19 protein-coding genes are annotated in these 22295 nt (G+C 46.0%); 10 read left to right on the plus strand and 9 right to left on the minus strand.

What is annotated here, in order from left to right; all coding sequences use genetic code 11:
• Nucleotides 1-702: 702 nt before the first annotated feature.
• The 4 genes from HUJ21_RS24895 to HUJ21_RS24910 all read right to left on the minus strand — a co-directional run bounded on the left by HUJ21_RS24895 (nucleotide 703) and on the right by HUJ21_RS24910 (nucleotide 5840).
• Entirely contained in the window at nucleotides 703-2055 is a 1353-nt protein-coding gene (locus HUJ21_RS24895) for an enolase C-terminal domain-like protein (RefSeq protein ID WP_291373788.1), read from the minus strand.
• Nucleotides 2056-2114: 59 nt separating this feature from the next.
• Entirely contained in the window at nucleotides 2115-3380 is a 1266-nt protein-coding gene (gene dgoD / locus HUJ21_RS24900) for a galactonate dehydratase (protein ID WP_291373789.1), read from the minus strand.
• Nucleotides 3381-3423: 43 nt separating this feature from the next.
• The gene (locus tag HUJ21_RS24905; protein ID WP_291373791.1) at nucleotides 3424-4662 is read right to left on the minus strand and encodes a mandelate racemase/muconate lactonizing enzyme family protein; all 1239 of its coding nucleotides are present in this window, start codon (nucleotides 4660-4662) and stop codon (nucleotides 3424-3426) included.
• 491 nt (nucleotides 4663-5153) lie between these two features.
• The gene (locus tag HUJ21_RS24910; protein ID WP_291373793.1) at nucleotides 5154-5840 is read right to left on the minus strand and encodes a hypothetical protein; all 687 of its coding nucleotides are present in this window, start codon (nucleotides 5838-5840) and stop codon (nucleotides 5154-5156) included.
• A gap of 227 nt (nucleotides 5841-6067) precedes the next feature.
• On the opposite strand from HUJ21_RS24910, the gene HUJ21_RS24915 reads away from it, so the two are divergent.
• Entirely contained in the window at nucleotides 6068-7324 is a 1257-nt protein-coding gene (locus tag HUJ21_RS24915; protein ID WP_291373794.1) for a serpin family protein, read from the plus strand.
• Nucleotides 7325-7336: 12 nt separating this feature from the next.
• Here HUJ21_RS24915 and HUJ21_RS24920 read toward each other — a convergent pair whose 3' ends face one another.
• From HUJ21_RS24920 to HUJ21_RS24930, 3 genes are all read right to left on the minus strand, one after another.
• Entirely contained in the window at nucleotides 7337-7516 is a 180-nt protein-coding gene (locus tag HUJ21_RS24920; RefSeq protein ID WP_291373796.1) for a hypothetical protein, read from the minus strand.
• A gap of 78 nt (nucleotides 7517-7594) precedes the next feature.
• Nucleotides 7595-8785 carry a formaldehyde dehydrogenase, glutathione-independent gene (gene fdhA / locus HUJ21_RS24925; protein WP_291373797.1) on the minus strand — a complete coding sequence of 397 codons (1191 nt, stop codon included), beginning with the start codon at nucleotides 8783-8785 and terminating at the stop codon, nucleotides 7595-7597.
• Nucleotides 8786-9093: 308 nt separating this feature from the next.
• On the minus strand, nucleotides 9094-9492 hold the full coding sequence (locus HUJ21_RS24930; protein WP_166142430.1) for a DoxX family protein: 399 nt from the start codon (nucleotides 9490-9492) through the stop codon (nucleotides 9094-9096).
• Between the two features lie 202 nt (nucleotides 9493-9694).
• Between HUJ21_RS24930 and HUJ21_RS24935 the strand changes: the two genes are divergently transcribed.
• From HUJ21_RS24935 to HUJ21_RS24975, 9 genes are all read left to right on the plus strand, one after another.
• The gene (locus HUJ21_RS24935) at nucleotides 9695-11446 is read left to right on the plus strand and encodes a DUF5060 domain-containing protein (protein WP_291373799.1); all 1752 of its coding nucleotides are present in this window, start codon (nucleotides 9695-9697) and stop codon (nucleotides 11444-11446) included.
• A 208-nt stretch (nucleotides 11447-11654) separates the two neighbouring features.
• Entirely contained in the window at nucleotides 11655-12347 is a 693-nt protein-coding gene (locus tag HUJ21_RS24940; RefSeq protein ID WP_291373800.1) for a head GIN domain-containing protein, read from the plus strand.
• 85 nt (nucleotides 12348-12432) lie between these two features.
• Nucleotides 12433-14625, plus strand: coding sequence for an amino acid permease (locus HUJ21_RS24945; RefSeq protein ID WP_291373802.1), 2193 nt, complete (start codon nucleotides 12433-12435; stop codon nucleotides 14623-14625).
• 1121 nt (nucleotides 14626-15746) lie between these two features.
• Nucleotides 15747-16049 carry a nucleotidyltransferase domain-containing protein gene (locus HUJ21_RS24950; RefSeq protein WP_291373833.1) on the plus strand — a complete coding sequence of 101 codons (303 nt, stop codon included), beginning with the start codon at nucleotides 15747-15749 and terminating at the stop codon, nucleotides 16047-16049.
• A complete protein-coding gene (locus HUJ21_RS24955; RefSeq protein ID WP_291373804.1) occupies nucleotides 16039-16386 on the plus strand; it encodes a HepT-like ribonuclease domain-containing protein in 348 nt (115 codons plus the stop codon). Before HUJ21_RS24950 ends, HUJ21_RS24955 begins: the two co-directional genes overlap by 11 nt.
• A gap of 190 nt (nucleotides 16387-16576) precedes the next feature.
• Nucleotides 16577-16810, plus strand: coding sequence for a hypothetical protein (locus HUJ21_RS24960; RefSeq protein ID WP_291373806.1), 234 nt, complete (start codon nucleotides 16577-16579; stop codon nucleotides 16808-16810).
• Nucleotides 16795-16986 (plus strand): type II toxin-antitoxin system RelE/ParE family toxin, encoded by a 192-nt coding sequence (locus tag HUJ21_RS24965; RefSeq protein WP_291373807.1) that lies wholly within the window; start codon nucleotides 16795-16797, stop codon nucleotides 16984-16986. The genes HUJ21_RS24960 and HUJ21_RS24965 overlap by 16 nt, the downstream gene beginning before the upstream one ends.
• A 123-nt stretch (nucleotides 16987-17109) precedes the next feature.
• Nucleotides 17110-18852, plus strand: coding sequence for a potassium transporter TrkG (locus HUJ21_RS24970; protein ID WP_291373808.1), 1743 nt, complete (start codon nucleotides 17110-17112; stop codon nucleotides 18850-18852).
• A 12-nt stretch (nucleotides 18853-18864) separates the two neighbouring features.
• Nucleotides 18865-19566, plus strand: coding sequence for a TrkA family potassium uptake protein (locus tag HUJ21_RS24975; RefSeq protein WP_291373809.1), 702 nt, complete (start codon nucleotides 18865-18867; stop codon nucleotides 19564-19566).
• Between the two features lie 335 nt (nucleotides 19567-19901).
• Here the strand turns inward: HUJ21_RS24975 and HUJ21_RS24980 are convergent, their stop codons facing one another.
• Both HUJ21_RS24980 and HUJ21_RS24985 read right to left on the minus strand, forming a co-directional pair.
• On the minus strand, nucleotides 19902-21164 hold the full coding sequence (locus HUJ21_RS24980) for a divalent metal cation transporter (protein ID WP_291373811.1): 1263 nt from the start codon (nucleotides 21162-21164) through the stop codon (nucleotides 19902-19904).
• Nucleotides 21161-22240, minus strand: a complete 1080-nt coding sequence (locus tag HUJ21_RS24985) for an Ldh family oxidoreductase (protein ID WP_291373813.1) — start codon at nucleotides 22238-22240, stop codon at nucleotides 21161-21163. The genes HUJ21_RS24980 and HUJ21_RS24985 overlap by 4 nt, the downstream gene beginning before the upstream one ends.
• Nucleotides 22241-22295: the final 55 nt, after the last annotated feature.

Genomic DNA, 22295 nt, shown 5'->3' on the forward strand with positions numbered 1-22295 from the left:
AGAATAAGCGTATTACATGTAGTAATTATTAATTAAAAAGATACTAGTCTTCATTCAGATCCAAAAATATTTTGAAATATTCTCCGCAAAATAAGGGAATTTTTGTTATTTGTAAAATATAAAGATTAAGTTTCTTGATCAGGTGGATGAATGAAAGGGTTACTGGTGTTTTTGATTACATGCAGAATCCAATATTAAGCCTATTTATCGTTTTTTTGGAAATAGGAGGGTTTTTATAAAAGGGGGCTATTAGCCTACAGGCCTGAAGTTAGGTTTGTGCAGGATTTGTAAAATTCAACATTTGATAAAACCTTTTGTTGTCTTTTGGGCTCCGGAATAAGCCATTTAATATTGGAAATTACTCTGAGCTAATTTCTATATTTTGCGATTTAGGGGATAATCTGCGAAGAAAGTAAACATAAGCAAATTATTACAAGGGCTTCATTCCTTGAGTTTATTCCTGGCAAATGGCTGTACCAGGTATTTTAAATAACGATTTATCCTTTAGAAAGGGCATAATCGCACCATCTTGGGTTTCCCGGAGAGATTTATTTTACTTCGATTTTTATAATATTCAAACTATGGATAATAAGTTTGACCATTCTTTTTTCACTTCAATCCCCTTCAACCCAGTGCCTGTGGTGCCTGAACCAGTCCGACTGAAAAAGATCAGCCTAAAAAGGTAGCCTGCCGAAGACCAACTTAAGGCCGGATAATCGTTCCGTCAAACTTCCTTACCGTCCAGTTGGAACGGGTGTGCATGGGGTATTTGGCTGCCAGCTCCTCATTGATATCCACTCCCAGACCCGGAGCCTCGTTTACCCACATGTAGCCATCTTTCATGACAGGTGATCCCGGGAAAATCTCGCGGGAAAGGTCAGAAATCCTGGCCGCTTCCTGTATGCCGAAATTCCACACGGCCAGGTCAATATGGGCATTGGCTGCATGTCCTACAGGGGAGACATCTCCCGGACCATGCCAGGCAGTCTTTATCCCGTAAAATTCCCCCAGCCGGGCCACCTTCATCGCTGGACTAATACCTCCAATCTGGGAAATATGGATGCGGATGTAATCAAACATACGGTTGGTAATAGGTTCCTTAAATTCGTTGATGTTGTTGAAAAGTTCACCCATTGCCAGCGGTACCGTAGTGGCTTCACGCAGGGCCTGAAACCATTCCATCTGCTCAGGCGAAAAAGGGTCTTCGATAAAAAACGGATGGTAAGGCTCGGTACTTTTGACCACCCTGATGGCATCCATGGGTTCCAGCCGCTCGTGGATATCGTGCAGCAGTTCCACCTCCTCGCCGCATTGTCTGCGAACAGTCTCAAATAAACGGGGTACATCCCGAATATATTTGCCCTGATCCATATACTGGTCGCTCTCCCGCCCGTAGCTTTGTTTTTTAAAATCAGGTTCGCCGGTAAGGCCGGTCCCCCCGTAACCGCCCTGTTGAATACGTACATAGCGGTAACCTTCTTCCATATATCCGGAAACCTGGTCGGCGGCAGCTTCCGGCGTATTGCCACTGGCATGGGTATAGCAGGGAACGGCAAATCGGCTTTTCCCCCCCAGCAACTGGTAAACGGGCATGCTGGCACGTTTACCCTTGATGTCCCAGAGAGCCTGGTCCAGGCCACTGATGGCATTGTTCAGCACCGGGCCATTGCGCCAATAGGAACTCACAAAGGCAGATTGCCACATGTCTTCAATATTGTCCACATCCTTGCCCACGCAGAAGTCCTGCAGGTATTTTTCTATGGCTGTAATGACAGCAAAGGCTCTTTGGGTAAAGGTAGCACAGCCCAGACCATATAGTCCGGGCTCGGAGGTCTCTACCTTAACTACAATCAGGTTAGAGCCACTTGGAGCAGTGCCAATGGCCCTGACATTGGTGATTTTTAATGGAGGCAAGCCCTTCATGTAGGAGGGTGTTTCTTTTTCTGTTTTGGCTAGGGCTCCATTGCCATTGTACAAGCCCATTAGGCCGGTCATGGCTCCCAGACCCAAGCCTTTCAGTAATTTTCTTCGAGAGGTATTTGCTTTTGTACTCATATTCTTTTGGATTTTGTTTTTAGGTCAATTGAGTTAAACAGGGACATGCCGCCAAGTGATCACCAGTCCACCACTGAGCCGTCCCGGGGATCATAGCTTTCAGGATTGGTCCAGTCATGGCCGATTTTGTCTTGAAGGGCATCTTCATCCAACTCGATGCCTAGTCCAGGCGCTTGAGGGAGTAAAACTGTACCGTCAGATTCAAGTCGGAAGGGCTTTTTCAGGTAGCCGTCGCCCAAAGAAACCTGTTCCTGTACCAGAAAATTAGGGATGCTTGCAGCCAATTGTATCCCGGAGGCCAGGGAAATGGGTCCCATGGGGTTGTGTGGGGCGATGGCAGCGTAGTAAGCTTCTGCCATGCCTGCAATGAGGCGACCTTCGGTCAAGCCACCGGCATGACAAAGATCGGGTTGTAGTATACTGGCTGCCCCTTTCTCCAGTAATTCCCGGAATCCCCATTTGGTGAATATCCGTTCACCTGTCGCTATGGGTAAATGGGTGCCCCGGGCGATATCTACCAGCACATCCACATTCTGGGCCTGACAAGGTTCCTCGATAAACATGGGCTGGTAGGGCTCCAGTTCTTTGATCAGCACCTTGGCTGTTTGCGGGGAAATCGCTCCGTGAAAATCTATACCGATGTCCATTTCCGGGCCTCCGGCCTCCCTGAGAGAAGCAAAATTTTCGGCTGCAAAGTCTATAAAAGCTGGATTTTCCACTATCCGGGCGGCTTGTTTTTTGGCTACCCCTGTTTTGATGACTGTGTATCCTTCGGCTTTACGCTTTTTAATATCTTCTGCATTGCCGGCCCGGCCGTAAATCCTTACCCGGTCCCGGGTGGGACCGCCAAAAAGTTCATAGACCGGCACATCCAAAAGTTTGCCTTTTATATCCCAAAGGGCCTGGTCGATGCCGCTGAGTGCCGAGGTCAGGATAGGTCCGCCCCGGTAAAACGCATGTCGGTAAATGGCTTGCCAGTGGTGCACCACCCGACGGGGATCTTTTCCGATCAGGTAAGGTTCAATTTCCTTAATGGCGGTCTGAATGGTCAATGCTCGTCCTTCCAGCAATGGCTCTCCCAGACCAGTGACCCCGGCATCGGTATGTATTTTCAGAAATATCCACCTGGGCTTGACCAAAAAGGTTTCCAATCTTGTGATCCGCACTTCGTTCTTCCGTAGTGTTTGAGGGCCAGGTTGCCGGGCATAGGAAGATAGAGGTAAGAGCAAACCCGTACCGGTCAGGCCCAGTACCGACTGTATGGCTGTTCTCCGGGATACAGAACCGGAATGTGCGCTGCTGTTTTTCTTGGATTGAGATTTCATGGGCCTGTGTATTTTTTGGCGTAAGGGTTAGGTGCTTTCAGGTTTACCAGTTGTGAATGGCCCCATCCGGGCTTTTCAAATAAGGATGGGTAAATTCGGTGTTTTTGGTGACTTCAAACAGGAAGTCGGCTTTATCGCGATCAAATACAACCCCTAATCCCGGGCGGTCATTGAGGTGGACTTTGCCCTCCCTGAAGTCAATGAAGTCTTCGTTAAAGTAGGCCGGTTTTTCTGGCTCCCCGCCTGCCAGTTCGATCATGCAACGTGTAGGACTGGAGGAGCCCAGCACATGTACCAGCGCAGCCGTGGAAAGTGGGCCCGTGAAATGAGGTATGATACCCACATAATGGGTTTCCCCTATGGCAATGATTTTTTTCATTTCGCTGATACCCCCGGTATTGGGCAGGGTCACCCGGCTGTAATCGATCAGGTGGTTTTCCATCAGTACATTGGTATCCCAGCGGTCACCAAATTGCTCCCCTACGGCTATAGGAACTTTGGTCATGTTTCTGATTGTCTGGTAAACTTCCGGGTTTTCAGATCGGATGATGTCTTCTACAAAATAGGGCTCCAATTCCTCCAGGGCATCACAAATCTTGATGGCCTCCGGGGTATCAAATCGGGTATGCAGGTCCACTGCCCAGTTGCCGTTTCCTCCAACTGCTTTGTCAAGTTGTTCACACATGGCAATTGTTTTCTTGCTGTGCTCGTAAAAATCAAAAGGCAAATCCCCGTTTCCACCCGTAGGACCGATGCGGTAGCAGCGCAGGCCGGCTTCCAGACAGTCCTGAGCCCTTCCCTCCATGGTATTGGCGGTGGAGTTCAGGAAACCTGTGGCATAGCATTCCACATAGTTTCTGGTCTTTCCTCCCAACAAGTCATAAACCGGCACTTCCAGTGCTTTTCCTTTCAGGTCCCAAAGGGCCATTTCAATGGCACCAAGTCCATGAAGTTTTTCCTTGCCGGGCGGATAAAACATGCCCCGGTACAGGTATTGCCAGAGGTGTTCGATACGGAAGGGATCCTCCCCGATCAGCATTTCTGCGCATTGCCGGACCATATCAGGGGTACCGCCTTCTCCAATACCTATTAGACCCGAATCGGTCTCCACTTCCACAATGCCTCTGGCCTGATTAAAAAGGGGTTTGTTGTAGCCTGGAGCGGCATAGTAACGGATCTTTTTGATTTTTAAATCGGATCTGGCATGGGATACAAGGGGGAATCCCGAAAAGGCTGCCATGGAGCCAATAGCTCCCAGTTTCACAAACTGTCTTCTTTGCATGGGTTATCAGGGTATTTGATAGAAAATTTTCTATAATCTTCTAATAAATCCTCAAAAAAGCAAATTCAATTATTTCGTAGGCAAAGAGGGGCCGTACCTTTCTCGCAATAACCTGTTCCATCCGGATTATGATGAAGGTGTTTTCAGGTACCTGGTGGTCAGGTTTGAAAATGGGGAGGAATGAAATAGATTTAAGGTTTGCTTTTATTGCATTTCTATTGCTGGGCCTTGGTGCCTTTACGACCGGTGATTGCAAACCCCCTTTATCTGACTTACTGATTTGAAAATTACAAGGAGCAAGCGGTTAAGTATGGAAAGGGGGTAATCAAATAATTCGAAACTAAACAGTTAAACAATTAACCGATTAAAAAATTAACCCTTAACAACCAGGTTTCAACTTAAAACAAGTCCAATCGCCAAAATAAGGTTTTGAATAATCCTTCAGGTTAACAAACAGTTAACCCTTAACCTTTCCCCGTTCAGGATTGAAACTAAAGCAAATATTTCACTCCCACCGATGGCTGAATCATATTAAATCCTGACCGTTTTGGCACCAGCATTAATTCACCCTGCTCATTGTAGGTAGCACTGTCCCTGGTCAGGTAATTTATCACCCCGGAATTCACATAATTTACCTTTAACTCCATAAAAGTATCCCTACTGGAATTTACCGCAACCATTACACCGGCACCCGCCTGCAGCATCAGGGCCCAATCGTGGTGCTCAGTGCCCGAGGCAATGGGATCGGCCAACCTGTTTTCCCTGATGCGTGACCTGGTAAAAGTATGGATTCCGCCAATCTGCCCTTCCAAAAAGGGACGGATTCTCGAATCAAAATCGGGCATCAACCTGACTGCTCCCATGAGGTTGACATAATTGTTGTTTCTTCTGATCCGGAAGCGTTGGTTGACTCCAGGGAAAATATCCCTTCTTCTGGTCACCGCTGTTCCATATCGCCCATACCCCAGATCTGCTCCAATAAAAACCGGGCTGCCTTTGATGCCATAAAGTGCGCCGGCACTTAATTCTGAAACAACAGTTATTCCGGACGCCTGATGAAAATCCCCGGTTGGAATGCCTGATTTGAAATGGATGCCACCTAACAATTGCTGGGCATTTCCTTTGCTATTTGCCAATGATATAGAAATGAGTACGAGGAGTAGGAGTCGGACATTCATGATTTACAGGGATTGATGAAAGTGATTAAATTTAAAAATTATACGGTTAAATTAGGTGTTTAGTTTTTTTTCAGGCAAGTATAATTAGAGGTAAAAGAGACTCATTGCAAAAATTAAATCTGTTTATTAATCGCTTACTTTAAAGGCAAACCTCATCTGTTTGGTGGGAGCTTGTAGCATTTTTGGTCATCACTGCGTCTGGACAGAGAAATCAAACCCAAGTAGTGATGAACACACGATTCAACCTGACTTTAGCCCTTATTGCTTTATTTTTGTTTGGCTCTTGTGATTGGGGTGGTGCTGAAGATGAATTGGTAACGCCCAACCTCCGGGCTTTGCAGGCCCATGAGCAGGAAATGGTCCTATCCAGTTCCCGATTCGCCATGGACCTTTTTCATCAGCTTCAAAAAAAGGAGGAACCCAATCAGTTTTACAGTCCCTACAGCATCCATCAGGCCCTTTCCATGGCCATGAATGGCAACGAAGGCGAGGTTTTGGAAGAGTTTGTCCGGGTATTAAGGTATGAGGGTATGGGCCTGGAAGAAGCCAATGAAGCCGCCCAATCCCTGACCAAATTTTTACTGGAGCTGGATCCTAAAGTCAGACTGTCGATTGCCAATGCCATTTGGTACAAGCAGGAATGGGAAGTCAATCCGGATTTTGAACAAACCGTAAGAAACAGCTTTGGTGCCGAAGTGGCCGGACTGGACATGGCGAATCCCCAATCTGTAGATGTGATCAACAGTTGGATTGAACAAAACACTGAAGGCCTGATCAAAGATATGTTGGATGCCATTCCGGCCAATGCAGCTATGTACCTGGTCAATGCCATCTACTTCAAGGCGGATTGGAAATACCGTTTCAATGCGTCAAACACCGAGGAAGCTCCCTTTTACATCAGTCCAGGAAATGAAGTGGTGGTGGATATGATGCGGATGGAAGAAGCAGCATCAATGAGGTATTTCAGCGAGGGTGGACTGGAATATTTAGAAATTCCTTACAGCACCGGACAGTATAATATGGGAGTGATCATTTCAGACGATTTTGACCTGGATGATAAGTTACAGGGTTTTTCCTTTGAGGACCTGGAATACTGGAGGGAAAATGCGACTGAAACTAATTTTATCCTGCAAATGCCCAAATTTAAGCTGTGGTACAAGATGGATAAAATGAATGAAGACCTGATGGCATTGGGTCTGGAAAAGCCCTTTCATCCGAGTCCCATGAACTTTACCAAACTCTTTGCCCATCCCACAGAACCCATGTTCATCAGCAGGGTCATCCATGATGCGCTGATCGAAGTGGATGAAAGGGGAAGCGAGGCCGCAGCAGCCACTATTGTTGAAGTGAGTTACACTTCTGTAGGACCTCATCAGCCCAGTGTATTCGCTTTGGACAAACCCTTTGTTTTCTTAATCCAGGACAAGCACAGCGGTGCCATCCTTTTTATGGGGAAATTGGGAGATCCTTCCTTATTGGATTGAATCCCGGCCCGTTTATAGCGCAGAGAAAAAGTCGGTTCTTTCCTGCTCGATGGCCTCCAGTTTTTTCTTCAGGTCAGTGACAAGTTGTGGCTGGTCTTCCCGGATATTTTGATGGGGAAGGGGTTGTTCCCGGCTATCGAACAGATTGATTTCCAGGGTGTCTCCGCTCGATTTGTCGATCCATACCATCAATCTGTAATCCCGGGTTTCTGTTGTTTTCTTACAGGTAAAAATACCTGCCAGGCCAAGGCGGCCCGGCAGGCGTTTCGATCAATTTGGGATTAACCCGTGGGGATCGATTACAAATTTCTTGGCCGCACCCCCGTCAAAATCCTTATATCCCTGCACCGATTCCTGCAAGGAGATCACTTGTACATTGACTGCCTTGGCTATCTGTACCTTATCATACAGTATGGCCTGCATCAGTTGCCGGTGGTATTTCATCACGGGGCATTGTCCGGTATGAAAACTGTGAGACTTGGCCCAGCCCAATCCCAGGCGGATACTCAGACTTCCTTTTTTTGCGGCGGCGTCAATTCCTCCCGGGTCTCCGGTGACGTAAAGGCCGGGAATGCCTATGCTTCCGCCGGCACGAGTAATGTCCATGACAGAATTCAGCACAGTGGCTGGTGCTTCTTTATCGGCATCTGCTCCATGTCCTTTTGCTTCAAATCCCACGCAATCCACAGCACAGTCTACTTCGGGCACACCCACGATTTCGGCAATAGCATCGGCCAGAGGGGTTTTGTTCCTCAGGTCGATGGTTTCACAACCAAAGCTTTTGGCCTGGGCCAATCGCTCAGGTATCATGTCCCCCACAATGACCACGGCAGCACCCAAAAGGTGGCAAGATGCCGCACAGGCAAGCCCTACCGGACCAGCACCCGCCACATATACTATGGATCCCGGGCCCACACCTGCAGTCACCGCCCCATGATAGCCGGTGGGGAAGATATCTGAAAGCAAAGTCAGGTCCCTGATTTTTTCCATGGCCTGATCCTTGTCCGGAAATTTCAACAGGTTAAAATCAGCATAAGGCACCATCACATATTCCGACTGGCCGCCTACCCAGCCACCCATGTCCACATAGCCATAAGCAGCACCTGGCCTGGCAGGGTTTACATTGAGGCAAATGCCGGTTTTACCTTCTTTGCAGTTGCGGCAGCGTCCGCAGGCAATATTGAAAGGAACGGATACCAGGTCACCCTCTTTGATAAATTCCACATCCCGGCCGGCTTCAATTACGAGTCCGGTAATTTCGTGTCCAAGAATCAAACCTTCAGGAGCCGTGGTACGGCCACGGACCATGTGCTGGTCACTTCCGCAAATATTGGTGGAAACGATCTTAAGGATGACCCCATGATGGCACTTTCGGTTACCTAAGGCCAGTTTGGGGTAGTCAATCTCTCTGACTTCTACTTCTCCGGGTTTGACGTAAGCTACGCCGTGGTTTTTACACATGGTTATTTGGTTTTGGTTTAAAATTGAATTAATTGAATCGATTACTAAAATCGAAAATTAGGCATATATTTAATATAGGAGATTAATGTAAGGATTTTCACTAAAAATCCCAATGATATATATAGAATAAAGCATGAAAAATTAAAATGCTGACAGCATTCAAATAAAAAAGACCGGAAAACCTTTCCTGCGGAATATGCAGAAGGTTTGAAAGTCCGGTCTGTTCGATTGATCGCTTACCCATTTGGTATAGCAGTGGGCTACGATTGAATTGGAGAGCTTTATTATCTGTCAATTACCGTCAATAACTATCCGGCAGCGGGGGATTTTTTATTGCCATCCACGCTCCATATACCGGAACCTGATGCAGCAATAAACAAGAAGAGGAAACAATAAATTACAGCTTTTTCACCACCATTCATCAGTGGATTCCAACCCTGGGGAGCATGTGCCATAAAAAAGGCTACTGCCATTTGACCACTGGAGATAAAAGCTGCTATGCTTCCCAATAGGCCAATCATGATAAGGATTCCACCCACAAGTTCCACTATTCCCGCAAACCCCATCATGGAAAATAATTCTTTCGGCTCATCGCCTCCCGGCCAGCCTACTAATTTTTGGGATCCGTGCATGGCAAAACAAAAACCCGCTACAATTCTCAAAATGGCATACAGTTGTGGTGCAAATTTTCCAAGGTACTTTTCCATAGTTTTTATTGTTTTTTGATTAGATGAATGAATGAATTTAATAAATATCTGGCAATAACCAATCAATCAACGGGTAAAACCTTAAAAGATAGATATGTGATCAATTTCGGAAATTGGGGATTGGTTGGCATAGATTCATAAAATTAACTCGCTGTGATTTGGATTTACAATTGCTTAACTTGAGCGAAAAACCCAATAAACCATGAAGCATTTGGCTACTTTCTTGTTTTTGTCATTGACCATTTCTTTAACACTTGCCCAGCAGGCCAAAATATCAGGGGAATTAAAGGCTTACCAAAAACTTACGTTTTCCTGGGAAGGTCCCCATGCAACGGAGGAAGAGAAGACATTTTTGGATTACAGGCTGCAGGTGGTTTTTACAGGCCCGGATGGACAAAAGATGCATATTCCGGGCTACTTTGCCGGGGATGGAATAGCAGATGAGAGTGGAGCTTCAGCAGGAAATATCTGGCGAGCCCACTTATTACCCCTTGTACCGGGAGAATGGACCTTTGAAGCCAGGTTTATCCAAGGGGATCAGGTGGCCATCAGCCAGGACCCTGACTGGTCACAGGGATCAGCGTTTCATGGTGATACCGGCAGCTTCACCATATTACCTGCCGATTCCTCAGCACCGGGATTTTTGAGCAAAGGCAAACTCCAGTATGTAGGGGAGCACTTCTTACAATTTACTGACGAAAGCTATTTTTTGAAGATGGGAGCCAATTCCCCGGAAGTGTTTTTGGAATATGGGGAATTTGATGGAACAAGCTCTGAGAGGTCTTATGCCACACATGTGAAGGATTGGAAAATTGGCGATCCGCTCTGGCATGAAAATAAGGGGAAGGGGATCATTGGGGTAATCAACTACCTAAAAAGCCAGGGGATCAATGCCCATTATTTTATGTTGATGAATGCCTATGGAGATGGCAAGCAGGCTTTTCCCTGGACCGGGCCTGATGCTTATTATCAATATGACCTTTCCAAGCTGGATCAATGGCAGCTGCTCTTTGACCACATGATGGAGGAAGGTGTGATGCCCCAATTTGTACTTTCCGAGCAGGAAAACCAATCCTATTTCGAACACAAAGAGGGCGGGGTATTTGCTGCTGCCAGAAAGGTTTTTTACCGGGAAATGGCAGCGCGGTTTGGATACCTGAATGCAGTCACCTGGAACATTGGTGAGGAAAGTGGCTGGGATAATGAGCCTACTTATGGAAAAGGAATTACTACAACCCAGCGCAGGCAGTTTGCAGCTTATTTGAAACAATTATTGCCCTATTCCGAGTTGATCGTCGTGCACAACGGACCATCAAATACGGATGCTATTTTTGAAGGTCTTGTCGGTGATAGCTTCTATTCTGGCATAAGCTATCAGGGAAACTTTGAAGATCCTTATTATGGTTATGAGCGCATTTTACATTGGAAGGAGCAATCTGCCTCCACTGGTTTTCCCTGGGTAGTTAGCTATGATGAGCCCTATACCAACCCTGAATTTCCGGATCTGGAGACCTGGAGCAAAAATTCTCTCTGGGCGGCTTTGATGGCCGGAGGAGCTGGTGTGGAATTTTATATTGGAAAGGGAAGGGACCTGAACATAGAAGATTACCGCCAATATGAGGCATACTGGCAGGCAATGGCTCAGGCCAAATCATTTTTTCTGGAAAATGATATTCCTTTTCAGCAACTGAAACCCCTGAATACCCAGCACCCGATGACCTGGGGGCTATCCGATGATGGGAAAAAACACCGGATTTTATTTTTGAGAGAGGGAGGAGAAATTGCTTTGACATTGCCTGCAGGGCAGTATTGGCTAAAATGGTTTGATCCTGAATTAGGTGAAAGCTACACCACCGGGCAACCCTTTACTGTGGAGCAAGCTGGATTGGTGCATTTGGGTCATCCCCCCACTTACAAAGAAAAAGCCTGGGTACTGTGGGTTCAAAAAAAATAAGTCCATTTATTTCTACATGTGCAATAAAAGGAAGCTCTTTCTGCTTAAAAGTCAACTGGGTAATACGCTGTACTGTGGATTTCAGGTTTTAAGAAAACGACGCTTTACCAGGCTAAAAGATTGGTAAATTTGAGACAAACCTTTGGAAGTTTTTATGGTCTTCTTTGAATTAAATTTGTAAATTTAGATACATCAATATCCTATTGTCATGAGACCTGCCCTGCTTTCCGGATTATTTATTGCCCTGATTTATCCCTTTTTGCTGTGCGCTCAGCAACAGGAAACCAGAGAACTTGCTACCTTTGACGGGTTAAAGACATCCGGGAGCTGGAATTTGATCATGAAACAGGGCGAGCAGCCATCCGCCACCCTTACAGCCTCTAATATAGCATTGGAAAAAGTGTTGACCGAGGTTAAAGATCAGGTTTTAGAAATCAAATTGGACAAAGGGAAATTCAAAAAACACCAGGTAGAGATCACGGTAGTTTATACAGATTTGCGGGCGATAAGCACGGGAGGTTCCGGAGATATTCTCTTCCTGGATCCGCTGGAGCTGGACCAGGAAATGAACATTGATTTTTCAGGCTCAGGCAATTTGGATATTCCGGGCTTAATTTCACCCCTATTAAATATCAACCAGTCGGGATCGGGCATCCTTAGTATTCATGAGGGAAATGTCCACCAGATTCGGGTCAACCAATCAGGCGCTGGTGACTTCCTGGCAGGAAGCCTGCGCGCTAATGAGGTAGTAGTAAAAAAATCCGGCTCGGGAAATACAGCCCTGGGAGAGGTGATGGCACTGACTGTGGACGCTTCTGGTTCCGGAGACATTGTTTACCAGGGCGATCCCAAAGTAGAACAAATTAAAATGTCCGGTTCCGGTACCCTGATCCAGGAGTAAGGCAAACAAACAGGCAAGGGATTAACTTTCCGGATTTGGGAAATGGTGTTTTTTTTCTCTTTTTTGGCCTTTCAAATTAAGGAATATGCCAGGGAAGAGGGACAAAGCAAAATCAAGCCACAAATTAGGTACTTTCGGAGGGGTATTTACCCCCTCTCTATTGACCATATTGGGGGTGATCATGTACCTGCGGTTTGGTTGGGTGGTGGGTAATGTAGGCCTTATCGGCACATTGCTAATTGTCACCCTATCCACTGCCATCACTTTTCTGACTTCACTCTCCATATCAGCCATTGCAACCAATGCCCCTGTCAAAGGGGGAGGGGCCTATTTCCTGATCAGCCGGTCTTTGGGGGCAGAAATCGGCGGAGCAGTGGGTATCCCGCTTTATTTAGCCCAGGCCTTATCCGTCTCGCTGTATATCATAGGGTTTTCTGAAAGTTTATCGGCTGTGTTCCCGGGGCTGGAGATTCGCTGGATCAGCATCTGTACCACTCTGGTTTTGGGTGCCCTGGCCTTGTTTTCCACTCAGGCTACCATTAAGGCACAATATGTTATCATGGTTCTGATAGGGCTTTCCCTGGTTTCCCTGGTTTTGGGAAGCCCGCTGGAAGAGTCACGGATCGAGTTATGGGGTGTGCCTGCCGCTCATTCTGTGGGTTTCTGGCAGGTATTTGCGATTTTTTTTCCTGCCGTTACCGGGATCATGACAGGTGTCAACATGTCCGGAGATTTGAAGGATCCGGCCAGGTCCATTCCCAAAGGTACCTTTATGGCCGTAGGCGTGGGATATGTGATCTACATGCTTTTACCGATAGTTTTAGCAGGCAGGGCAGATGCGGCAACGCTGGTGGAGGATCCCATGATCATGCAACGCATTGCGATATGGGGTGGAGCCATCTTGCTGGGTATCTGGGGAGCCACTTTATCCAGCGCAACAGGCAGTCTGCTTGGAGCCCCAAGAGTGCTTCAGGCATTGGCAAATGATAATATCCTGCCAAAATGGGCTGGTTTCTTCAGTAAAGTGGCCGGAAAGGAGAAGATCCCAAAGGCAGCTACCTTGTTTACCATTGCCCTGACCCTGGTGACGGTTTACTTTGGAGACCTTAACCTGATTGCACCTGTCCTGACCATGTTTTTCCTGACTACTTATGCGGTTTTAAACATTACCGCAGGCATAGAAAGGCTACTGAAAAACCCTTCATTCAGGCCCAAATTTAAGGTGCATTGGATTTTTTCCCTTCTGGGAGCCCTGGGATGTGCGGGTGTGATGTTTTTAATCAATCCACTGGCCACCATTGCCGCATTTCTGGTCATTGCCATTATTTTTATCTGGTTGAAAAGAAGAAAAATTACCGCCACCTGGGGTGGATTGGGCAGAGGCCTATTGTCTTCCCTCATTCGTTATGCCATTTTAAGGCTGGAGAAGGAAGGGGATGCCAAAAGCTGGCGGCCCAATATCCTGGTATTATCAGGCTCTCCGGTAAAGCGCTGGCGACTGATAGAACTTGCGGACGATATTACCAATGGAAATGCCCTTTTTACGGTCAGCACCATCATTTCTGAGTCTAATGTTCCGCAGGAAAAGGTGAAGGATTATGAAACTCAGATCATGGATTTTCTGGGCAACAAAAATATTCAGGCCCTGGTGCGGGTTCTCCGGGCTCCCGACCCATTTACAGGCAGCACCCAACTGGTGAATGCCTATGGGCTAGGCCAATTGGTGCCCAATACCATTTTGTTGGGAGATACCAGGGAAGCAGAACACCTGCGGCCCTACTCGAAAATGATAGGGCATTTTTTTAAATCGAAAAAGAATGTAATAATCGTTCAGGATGATAATAACCAGGGCTTTAAAAAGAAAATGGTGATTGACATCTGGTGGGGTGGTCTGAAAAAAAACGGGAGTCTGATGATCATACTGGCCTACCTGCTCAAAAACAGCAGGGAGTGGCAGCAGGCGGAAGTAAATGTTAAAATGGTGGTGCCCACACAGGAAGCCTACAATGGTGCAAAGGAAAATCTGGACAATATCTTTGCCGGTATGCGTACTGGTTTTGCTTACCAGATCCTGGTGGCTCAGGGTAAGGATTTTTGGGAGATTATGGCCAGAGAATCCAGAAAAAGTGATCTTGTAATGATGGGATTGGCTGTACCTGAGCAAGGGGATGGCTTTGAGGAGTATTATCGTTCTTTAAAAGAAAAGACCAAAGCCCTTCCCACCAAAGTGTTTGTTTTGGCCGCACAGGAGGTAGCATTTGATCAGGTGCTGCGGTAATGTGTAGGGGTGTATTTTTCGCTCTTCCAGGGCTTGGGATCCGGAAGGGGATGCTATCACAGGGCTTCACCCTGCGCTTTGGTATTCCGCACTTTCAGTGCTTGAATTTCGATCAATTTCAATTCCATGAAGTACGGTGCCAAAGTCAATGCCGCCGATGCCAAGGTGATTTATGAAGACCTCAAACAGCGGTTTCAGAAATCCCGTACGCCCTCATCCAACGGAACCGAAGCCTAATCATTAAAAAGTTGCTTATGTCACCCCTAATCATATGAAGGGTGCAGTCCAAGAGAAACAGGCTGCACCCTTTTTTTATTCAAGAGATAGGACTTTTTACTGCTGCTTCCCCATTTAGCAGGTTAATGCTTTGGCCTTTTTTATTCGGTTATGCGGCATTTAACCTCAAGCTTGTCAGTTTTTGCTGCCAGCGATCACCTTTGAAGTCAAACGAGCAGCCATAAAGGTGAAATTTTCCGGTAAAAATGTGCAACCCCCCACCTCCGAACCGCAAGCGTAAATATAAAAAGCTGACAGCTTCGATTATTAAGTGCCCGGCCCCACTTCCGAAGTCCCCTGTTTTTTATATATCACCGGAAAATTCCGGAAAAAATGTCAGGTTTTGTCATTTTTATCCGAAAAGCACCGATTTTTTAATAAAAACAGGCACTTCCGAGGTTCAACGTTGGAGTTCAGAATCAAAACGTTCGAGTTCAGACATTCAAGCTTGTCAGTTTTAAGTCCTTGCGTGCATATATGTAGTCCCCGGTTGGGATTCGGAGATCCCTTCAGGGACTTGGGAACTACCCTTTTTAGGATTAACAGCTATCTACAAGTTTACCAATTATTGAATTTAGAAAGAAAAAAGATTGACGACCGAATAATTAAATGGTTTCATTAAAATGGAGGCTATTGTGGTTGTGAAATTCTCTTTAATGTGGCAGATAAATTTGAATAAAAGGGCAAATGGCATTTACTTTTAGTCCTTGAATTCCGTGGGGCAGAATCGGTGGTGGCCCTTGGGAATATCAGAACAATCGTTACCGAAATCCTATAAGACCTGATAGCCTGGTCCTGGCCTGCTTGAATTCAAACCAATTGAAAAATCCGTATATTTGAAAAAGATGGAAGAGCTGAAAAAACACATTGACCAGATAAAAGCGCTCTGTGACACCAACAAAGTGAAAAGCCTTTTTGCGTTTGGTTCAGTAACAACAGATCAATTCAGGCCTGAAAGTGATATTGATCTGATAGTGGATATTGAGGACAATGACCCTTTATCCTATTCCGATAGTTATTTTAATCTAAAGTTTCAACTAGAGCGACTTTTACAAAGAGAAGTTGATCTCTTGGAACAAAAGGCCATAAATAACCCCTATTTAAAGCAACAGATTGAAAAAACCAAAGTCCTGGTGTATGGAAAATGAAATCAGGACCTGGCTTTCCGATATCAAACAGGCTATTGAGGAGATCAACATTTTTCTATCCGACAAAAGAGATTTTTTTGAATTTCGAAATGATCTAAAAACCAGAAGAGCTATAGAACGGAATGTTGAAATAATCGGTGAGGCAGTAAACAGAATCCTTAAGGTGAATCCTGATATTGAGATTCAAAACTCCAGAAAGATCGTTGACACGAGGAACAGGATTATCCATGGGTACGACCGTGTATCCGAAGAAATTATCTGGTCAATAGTAATCCGTGATTTACCGAAACTGGAGATTGAAGTCAAGGATTTATTGGAAGATGCTGATTACCATTAACACACACTGGCTAAAACATCGCCTCGGACCCAGCGGGCGGTTTAGAGAAAAGATAAAGTTCACTATCTTTAGGAAGTTAGGAGAAGGCTGGAAGCGAACGGCTACGAATGCCCGCCGTCTCCAAGCTGAATCCCGCCCCGTACAAATGACGATTCTCGAACTAAACTCAAAAAAACCAGTATCTTAGAATATGGTAACTGACGAACACAAAAATAGGCTTATCGAAAAAATCAAGTCAATTGATGACAAGCATATCATTGATGAAATTTATAGGCTTCTTGAGGTTGAATTTGACGATACGGTTTATTTGACAAATGAAAAACAAAAAGCTGAAATAGCTGAAGCCAGAAATCAAATTGAGAACGGAGAAGGAAATGATTCAGAAGAAGTTTTCAAAAAAGCGCGTAAATGGCTAAAAAAGTAAAATGGTCTACTCTAGCCGAAAGGAAATTCGATAAAATTCTAGCGTATTGGGCTAACCGAAACAAATCAGAATCCTACAGGGAAAAATTAATTGATCTGTTTGGGGACGCCACAGAGCTGATTGCCAATTTTCCAGAAATGGGTCGATCAACCGAGATCGAAAATGTTCTTCAGTAATTAATCCGGGATTATTTCTTTACTTTTGAGCCGCATCCGGCTTTAGTTTTAAAGTTGGATACACCTGGAAATGAATTGTAAGCAGAAATGAATTATACCCTATAGCATCCTGACATTTGGCTAATGAACTTGAAATTACTTTACAGGGTTGCTTTGTGGGTCAGTGTCCTTGGCATCATTGCCTTTGTTTCCGATTTTGGCTATGCACAGAGTGATTGGTCACAGCAGCTGTTTGATGGGTTTTACTTTGTGGTGTTGGGGATTGGCATTGTTTCTACTTTTGCCAGGTACCTGCAAAATCAAGCCCTTTTAAAAAGGAAAGTCTTCATTTTTGATTTTTTATCCATCTGTTTCACCCTTTGGATTTACTACCAGTTCCTTTTTGTAGGTGTACCATTTGAAACCGACTTGTTGTTGGGAAATCCCATTTGGGTGAGGATTGCGGTCCTTTTTACCTTTATCAGGGAGTTTTCGGAAGTTAAGCTAAATTACAAACGAACGGTACTCAATCCGGCACAGCTTTTTGTTTTCAGTTTTCTGCTCATCATTTTATTCGGTACCTTCCTGCTCATGCTCCCCAAGGCTACCTATGAAGGCATCTCCTTTGCAGATGCGCTTTTTACTTCCACCAGTGCCGTATGTGTGACAGGCCTCATCGTGGTGGATACAGGGAGTTATTTTACGGACTTTGGGCAAATCATCATCATGGTACTTATCCAAATCGGCGGACTGGGAATCCTGACCTTTGCCAGCTATTTCAGTTACTTTTTTAAGGGGGGGGCCACGTATGAAAATCAACTGGCTCTTTCGGATATCACCAGCTCCAAAAAATTAGGAGAGGTCTTTTCTACCCTTAAGTACATCATCCTGATCACTTTCAGCATTGAACTGGTTTCAGGGATACTGATTTACAGTAGTTTGGATGCCGAACACTATTCCTCTCAGTATGAGCGACTATTTTTTGCTGTATTCCATTCCATATCCGCTTTTTGCAATGCAGGGTTTTCCACCTTATCCAACAGTTTGTATGAAAGTGATTTCAAGTTCAACTACCCCCTTCAGTTAACCATCATCGGTACCTTTGTCCTGGGCGGCCTGGGTTTTCCGATCGTTGCCAATTCCATCAATTACCTGAAATACCAGGTCAGAAAGTGGGTTTCTTTCGGGAAAAATAAGGCAGCTTTCCGGCCCTGGGTATTGAACCTGAACAGCCGCATTACTTTAATTACCACATTTTCAATCACAACTATTGCTTTTGTTGCCTTTTACCTACTCGAATACGACAATACTTTGTCCGAACACTCTGGCTTGGGAAAGGTAGTAACGGCACTCTTTGGAGCTACGACGCCGCGCACGGCAGGTTTTAATTCCATAGATACGGCGGCCATGCTTTTTCCCACGATCATGATGGTGTTTTTGCTGATGTGGATCGGTGCTTCTCCCGCCTCCACCGGAGGGGGCATCAAGACCAGCACCTTTGCCATTGCCACGCTGAACATGCTCAGCCTGGCCAAGGGGAAAGATAGAATAGAGGTTTTTGGGAGGGAGATTGCAGCCATTTCCATTCGCAGGGCTTTTGCCATCATTTCTCTGTCTCTGATCGTCATCGGAATGGGGATCATGCTCATTTCCATATTTGACAGTGAAAAGAGCCTGATGGATATTGGCTTCGAATGTTTCTCGGCCTACAGTACCGTTGGTTTAAGCCTGGGGATTACAGCCAGCCTTACTACCCAAAGCAAACTGATTCTCATCCTCGTCATGTTTGTGGGCAGAGTGAGTATGCTTACTATTATCATTGCGGTTTTTAAGAAAGTAAAAAGTAAAAATTACCGGTATCCATCGGAGGAATTAACGATCAATTAAAAAATTCAGACCATGAAGTTTATTATCGCAGGATTGGGAAATTTTGGAGCCTCTCTGGCCCAAAAACTCACGGCACAGGGCAATGAAGTAATCGGCATTGACAACCGCATGGAAAAGGTAGATTTATATAAAGAAAAAATCTCGCATACCATCTGCATGGATGCCACCGAGGAGTTTGCCGTTACCGGATTGCCACTGGATGACACAGATGTAGTTATTGTCGCCATAGGAGAAGACCAGGGTTCCAATATCATGACCACCGCGCTTTTTAAAAACATGCAGGTAAAGCGCTTGATCAGCAGGGCGATCAATTCACTCCATGAAAAAGTGTTGGTGGCGATAGGTGTGGATGAGATCGTGCATCCCGAAGAGGAGACTGCTGAGCGCTGGGCAAAAAAATTGTGCCTGAATAATGTGGTTGACTCCTTTGAACTGAGTGATGATTTCAGCATTATTGAAGCCAAGGTGCCGCAAGATTGCATTGGCAAAACTATCCGTGAAGTAGGATTCAGGTTGAAATATAACTTGCTTGTGCTTACTATTATGAAAGAAACGGAAGTCAAAAGCCTGCTTGGTAGAAGCCGCAAAGAAATGCGCATTCAAGGGATTGCTACTCCTGATCAAAACCTGGGAGAAACCGATATATTGGTACTCTACGGTGCCAATAGGGACCTTCAGGATTTCTTAAAGAAAAATGGCCAGGAGGGTAGGTAAATATTTCATCCCTCTTTTATTATTGTTGCTAGGACAAAATATTTCAGAGAGAGCGTGATCTTATAAGGGATTCATTTTTTATCGTAACACCTATTGTAATTTGAACCTGAAACACACCATGTATAAAAGTTTTGCTCTTCCAGGACTCAGGTTTGTGTGTTAGATGCTGTACCAGAAGTGGGGATTACCAAACATGTTTCGCCCCTACAGGGCTTGGGTTCCGGTAGGGGATGCTATCAAAGGGCTTCACCCTGTGCTTTGGAATCTGAGCTGAGCCCTTTAGGGGCGGGATATTTTTTCCTGAAACAGGTGTTCGGATAAAATTACCCGATTTTTTACCCCCACCACAAATAATACATCATTACCAAAGAAAACAACCCTAAAAATCCAATTCCTGCCTGAGAAAGCAGCCGCATGGCGGTTCCGGGTTGATCTGCTTTGGACAGGTGCTCGCTGAATACCAGCCGGTAATTTAGCAGGGCAATGAGCGGTGCGATCAGAAAGGAGATGGTGGTGGCCAGGCTTACCAGCTGGTTAAAAGCATCCATAAACAGGGTGATGACCAGAAATCCCCCCAAAGTGATCAGGCCCAGCCACCAAAGGTAGGCAGCAGGCTTTTCGGTCTTTCCCTGCATCACGGAAATCACCCTTGCCGTGGACCTGGCGTAGCCATCCATGACCCCGATGCAGGTGCCCAACATGATGGTAAATCCGGCGGCTGCAATGATCAGAAAAGTCCATGATCCCAATTGGGCGGCATAGAGGCTGACCACCCCGGAAGCAAAGCCCACATTGTTGTCGGGGAGGCCGTTGTCGCTGCCGTACAAGAGGTAAGCACCCAACACCACAAAACAAAGGGAAAGCATGGCAGAAGTCCAGAAACCCAAATTGAATTCAAATACCGATTCCTTTACTGAAGGCTGGTAGCCGCTTTGCTTGCTTCTCTCCATGGTCCATAGGCTGTTCCAGGTGGAGGAGTCAATGGCCGATGGCATCCAACCCATCAGGGCAATGATAAAGGGCCATGATTCCAGACCTATTCTGGCAGAAAACGGTTCAAAAACGACAGGATTTTGTGGTCCTTTGAGCAAAGCAATAAAAAAGGCCAGCAAGGTACTGATCAGCATGAATGAACCGATGATTTTGATTCCGGTATCCAGCAAGGAATACCTTCCCAGAGCCAGAAAACCAAAGGAAAAAAGCAAAAGGATCAGGGATGGAACATAGTAAAAGGCGGAAGGCAGCTCAATGGCAAAGAGGTTTTGAAGAAATCCGGCAGCCACAAAGGTAACGGCCGCATTGACAAAAAACATGGAAAGCAGGTTAATGACCAGGTATAACCTGGAAAACCAGGGGCTGATAATTTGGTAACCATCGATCAGGGACCGGCCGGTAGCCGTGGCATAACGGGAGCCAAACTCAAAAAAAGGCCATTTGAAAAGATTGGCCGCCAGGATAAAACCCACCAGGGCAAATCCATATTCTGCTCCCGCCCGTGTGCTTTGTACCAGATGGGACACCCCTATGGCGGTACTGGCAAAGAGAATGCCCGGACCCAGGGTTTTCAGAAATATCCGGAACCTTACACTTCGGATCATTTTTGTACCCAATCAACACCTAACCGATCGCCCAGATTTTTCAGGTCTTCCACAACAGGTTCCAGCAAAGGTATACCTTGCTTTCTTCTTTCTGTTTCCAGTTCCCGCTCCGGGTCTCCCGGAATCAATACTTTTTCCTGGCCAGCCACCGGTTCTGCTTCCCTGAACCTTTTGATCCAATTGTCCATATGGCTTTTGAATTCGTCTGCAGGTCTGAAGGCATCCACCCGCATGGCCCCAAAGAAATGCCCCAGACCTTCACCTACCGGATGGGGATGAGGCTCCAGGAAAGCCACAAAAGGAGGTACCCAAGGGCCATAATTGGCACCAGACAGGACCGCCGAAAATATATCCACCACCGCTCCCAGGCCATAGCCTTTATGGGAGCCATGCTCTCGGTCTCCGCCCAGGGGCAAGAGAGCCCCGCCCTCCCTTACGGCAATGGGACTGCTGCTGGGCTTTCCTTCTTTGTCCTGAATCCAGCCAAGGGGAGCCTCTTGTTGTTTTCTTTGCAGGATTTCAAGTTTTCCATTGGCAGCGGTAGTGGTGGCCATGTCCAAAACAAATGGAGGCTGATTTCCCGCCGGAATGGCGACCGAAATGGGGTTGGTGCCCAAAAGTCTTTCCCTGGAGAAGGTGGGACTGACAAGAGGGCTGGCATTGGTCAATGATATGCCGATCATGTCTTGTTTCAAAGCCTCCATGGCATGGATCCCCGCTATGCCATAGTGGTTGGAATGCTTTACCGACACCCATCCCGTGCCGGCTATTTTGGCCTTTTCCATCGCTACTTTCATGGCAAAGGGGGCCACAACCAGGCCCAGGCCCCCATCCCCGTCCACTACAGCGGTGCTTGGGGTTTCGTGGGTGATCCTGATATCGGGCCGGACATTGATTCTGTTGGCCTCCCATAAACGCACATAACCCGAAAGCCGTGCTACGCCGTGAGAATCTACTCCCCTCAGGTCGGCAGCCAAAAGAACCTTTGCGGCTGTGGAAGCATCCTTTTCGGAGCAACCGATTTTTATTAAAATATTTTTGGTGAAGTTTTCTAACTGGCTGAAGTCAAAATGCATGTTTGCAGGAGAAAAGGGTGGAACAATGGCACAAAAGTGCAAAAAGTTAAAGAAT

This window comes from Cyclobacterium sp., from assembly GCF_014762705.1.
Classification (GTDB): domain Bacteria; phylum Bacteroidota; class Bacteroidia; order Cytophagales; family Cyclobacteriaceae; genus Cyclobacterium.

What these genes read in the sequence shown, in the direction of transcription:
- HUJ21_RS24895 (WP_291373788.1), bottom strand. Translation starts at nt 2,055, where the DNA reads ATGAGTACAAAAGCAAATACCTCTCGAAGAAAATTACTGAAAGGCTTG.
- dgoD (WP_291373789.1), bottom strand. Translation starts at nt 3,380, where the DNA reads ATGAAATCTCAATCCAAGAAAAACAGCAGCGCACATTCCGGTTCTGTA.
- HUJ21_RS24905 (WP_291373791.1), bottom strand. Translation starts at nt 4,662, where the DNA reads ATGCAAAGAAGACAGTTTGTGAAACTGGGAGCTATTGGCTCCATGGCA.
- HUJ21_RS24910 (WP_291373793.1), bottom strand. Translation starts at nt 5,840, where the DNA reads ATGAATGTCCGACTCCTACTCCTCGTACTCATTTCTATATCATTGGCA.
- HUJ21_RS24915 (WP_291373794.1), top strand. Translation starts at nt 6,068, where the DNA reads ATGAACACACGATTCAACCTGACTTTAGCCCTTATTGCTTTATTTTTG.
- fdhA (WP_291373797.1), bottom strand. Translation starts at nt 8,785, where the DNA reads ATGTGTAAAAACCACGGCGTAGCTTACGTCAAACCCGGAGAAGTAGAA.
- HUJ21_RS24930 (WP_166142430.1), bottom strand. Translation starts at nt 9,492, where the DNA reads ATGGAAAAGTACCTTGGAAAATTTGCACCACAACTGTATGCCATTTTG.
- HUJ21_RS24935 (WP_291373799.1), top strand. Translation starts at nt 9,695, where the DNA reads ATGAAGCATTTGGCTACTTTCTTGTTTTTGTCATTGACCATTTCTTTA.
- HUJ21_RS24940 (WP_291373800.1), top strand. Translation starts at nt 11,655, where the DNA reads ATGAGACCTGCCCTGCTTTCCGGATTATTTATTGCCCTGATTTATCCC.
- HUJ21_RS24945 (WP_291373802.1), top strand. Translation starts at nt 12,433, where the DNA reads ATGCCAGGGAAGAGGGACAAAGCAAAATCAAGCCACAAATTAGGTACT.
- HUJ21_RS24950 (WP_291373833.1), top strand. Translation starts at nt 15,747, where the DNA reads ATGGAAGAGCTGAAAAAACACATTGACCAGATAAAAGCGCTCTGTGAC.
- HUJ21_RS24955 (WP_291373804.1), top strand. Translation starts at nt 16,039, where the DNA reads ATGGAAAATGAAATCAGGACCTGGCTTTCCGATATCAAACAGGCTATT.
- HUJ21_RS24960 (WP_291373806.1), top strand. Translation starts at nt 16,577, where the DNA reads ATGGTAACTGACGAACACAAAAATAGGCTTATCGAAAAAATCAAGTCA.
- HUJ21_RS24965 (WP_291373807.1), top strand. Translation starts at nt 16,795, where the DNA reads ATGGCTAAAAAAGTAAAATGGTCTACTCTAGCCGAAAGGAAATTCGAT.
- HUJ21_RS24970 (WP_291373808.1), top strand. Translation starts at nt 17,110, where the DNA reads ATGAACTTGAAATTACTTTACAGGGTTGCTTTGTGGGTCAGTGTCCTT.
- HUJ21_RS24975 (WP_291373809.1), top strand. Translation starts at nt 18,865, where the DNA reads ATGAAGTTTATTATCGCAGGATTGGGAAATTTTGGAGCCTCTCTGGCC.
- HUJ21_RS24980 (WP_291373811.1), bottom strand. Translation starts at nt 21,164, where the DNA reads ATGATCCGAAGTGTAAGGTTCCGGATATTTCTGAAAACCCTGGGTCCG.
- HUJ21_RS24985 (WP_291373813.1), bottom strand. Translation starts at nt 22,240, where the DNA reads ATGCATTTTGACTTCAGCCAGTTAGAAAACTTCACCAAAAATATTTTA.